At 67.2% G+C, this 2335-nt stretch carries 2 protein-coding genes; both read left to right on the top strand.

Annotated elements, in window-relative coordinates; all coding sequences use genetic code 11:
• A partial coding sequence (locus DMX12_RS28735) for a phosphopantetheine-binding protein (protein WP_146226886.1) occupies positions 1-869 on the top strand: 869 nt, incomplete at its 5' end.
• A partial coding sequence (locus DMX12_RS28730) for a condensation domain-containing protein (protein ID WP_256599249.1) occupies positions 869-2335 on the top strand: 1467 nt, incomplete at its 3' end. The genes DMX12_RS28735 and DMX12_RS28730, both read left to right, overlap by 1 nt.

Here is a 2335-nt window from a genome sequence, read left to right as displayed (position 1 = left end):
GGGACAGCGTGCCGATCGGTGAGCCTATCGCCAACCTGGCCTGCTACATCCTCGATGCCGAGCTGCAACCGGTGCCGGTGGGGGTGCTGGGCGAGCTGTACCTGGCCGGCGCAGGCCTGGCGCGCGGTTACCACCGCCGCCCGGGGCTGACCGCCGAGCGTTTCGCCGTGAGCCCATACGGCAATGGCGAGCGCATGTACCGCACCGGTGACCTGGCGCGCTACCGCGCGGACGGGGTGATCGAGTACGCCGGGCGTATCGACCACCAGGTCAAGCTGCGTGGCCTGCGCATCGAGCTGGGGGAGATCGAGGCGCGTCTGCTGGAGCACGACCTGGTGCGTGAAGCCGTGGTGACCGTGCCGGACGGCAAGCAACTGGTTGGTTATGTGGTGCTGGCCGGCGAGGCCGCCGATTGGCAGGCACAACTGGCCGAGCACCTGCGCCGCGGCCTGCCGGACTACATGGTGCCGAACCAGTGGCTGGTACTGGACGGCCTGCCGCTGTCGCCCAACGGCAAGCTGGACCGCAAGGCTTTGCCTGCCGTGGATGCCGCGCAGTCGCAGCGTGCCTACGTGGCGCCGCAGAGTGAACTGGAACAACAGGTCGCGGCGATCTGGGCACAGGTGCTCGGGCTTGAGCGGGTCGGCCTGACGGACAACTTCTTCGAACTGGGCGGGCATTCCCTGCTGGTGATCAATATCGTGTCGCGTATTCAACTTGAACTGGGGCTGACACTGGTCCCGCAGCTGCTGTTCCAATACCCGGTGCTCGGTGCACTGGTGGCGCAACTGCAAGCCACCGGCGCACAGGTGCAGGATGCGACCCTGAGCCGTCTGGAAGGCCTGCTCGACGACATGGAGGGGCTGTGATGGACAATACCGTTGCCGCGCGGATCGCTCGCCGCTTCATCACCTTGCCCCTGGACAAGCGTGCGCTGTACCTGGAGAAGATGCTGGCCGAGGGCGTGTCCCCGGCCAACCTGCCGATCCCCGAGGTGCAGTCGGCCTTCGAGCAACTGCCGCTGTCCTTCGCCCAGGAGCGCCAGTGGTTCCTCTGGCAACTGGAGCCGCACAGCAGTGCCTATCACATCCCCATGGCCCTGCGGCTGCGCGGCCGGCTGGATCGCCAAGCGCTGCAAGGTGCCTTCGAGCGGTTGGTGGAACGGCATCAGACGCTGCGCACCCGCTTTGTCTTCGAGCAGACGCGCCCATTGCAGGTGATCGACCCCGGGGCCGGGTTGGCTATCGCCCATGAGGTGGTCGGGCCGCTTGACCTGGCACAACTGGAGGCCCGGGTGGCCGAGGAAACCCGTCACCCGTTCGACCTCGAGGCGGGGCCGCTGCTGCGGGTCCGCCTGCTGGAGTTGGCGCCCGAAGACCATGTGCTGGTACTGACTCAGCACCATATCGTTTCCGATGGCGTGTCGATGCAGGTGATGGTCGGCGAGCTGATCGCCCTGTATGCCGGCTTGAGCCTCGGCCAGGCGCCGACGCTGGCGCCGCTGCCGATCCAGTACGCCGACTATGCCCTGTGGCAGCGCCACTGGATGGAGGCGGGCGAGCGTGATCGCCAGCTGGCCTACTGGACCGAGCGCCTGGGCGCGCAGCAACCGGTGCTGGAACTGCCGCTGGATCACGCGCGGCCGGCGCAGCCCAGCTACCGTGGCGCGCGCTGCAACCTGCAACTGCCGGCGGCCTTGAGTCATGCCCTGCACGCCTTGGCCCGGGCCGAGGGTGGCACCTTGTTCATGCTGCTGCTGGCGGCATTGCATGCGTTGTTGCACCGCTACAGCGGCCAGCACGATATCCGCATCGGGGTGCCCAGCGCCAACCGCAACCGGGTCGAGACCGAAGGGCTGATCGGTTACTTCGTCAACACTCAGGTGATTCGTGCCCAGGTCGCCGGCGAGCAGCCCTTCGTCGAATTGTTGCGCCAGGTGCGCCAGCACGCGTTGGATGCCCAGGCCTATCAGGAGCTGCCGTTCGAGCAACTGGTCGAGGCCCTGGCGCCGGAGCGCACCCTGGGGCTCAACCCGCTGTTCCAGGTGATGTTCAACCACCAAGCGGCCGGCCGTGGCGGGGCGACCAGTGCGCGCCTGGGCGACCTGCAGATCGAAGGCGTGGACAGTGTCACCGAAGTGGCCCAACTGGACCTGACCCTGGAGACCCGCGAATCGCCAGAGGGATTGGAGGCGTCGTTCATCTATGCCACCGACCTGTTCGAGCGCTCGACCATCGAGCGGCTGTCGACCCACTTCATCAACCTGCTGCAAGGCATCGTCGAGCAACCGCACCAACCGGTGGCCGAACTGCCGTTGCTGGCGGCCGCCGAGCGC

This window comes from Pseudomonas sp. MB-090624 (assembly GCF_003205245.1).
GTDB lineage: Bacteria > Pseudomonadota > Gammaproteobacteria > Pseudomonadales > Pseudomonadaceae > Aquipseudomonas > Aquipseudomonas juntendi.
The sequence above is the reverse complement of the archived record's forward strand: the minus strand, read 5'-3'. Positions and strand labels throughout refer to the sequence as shown.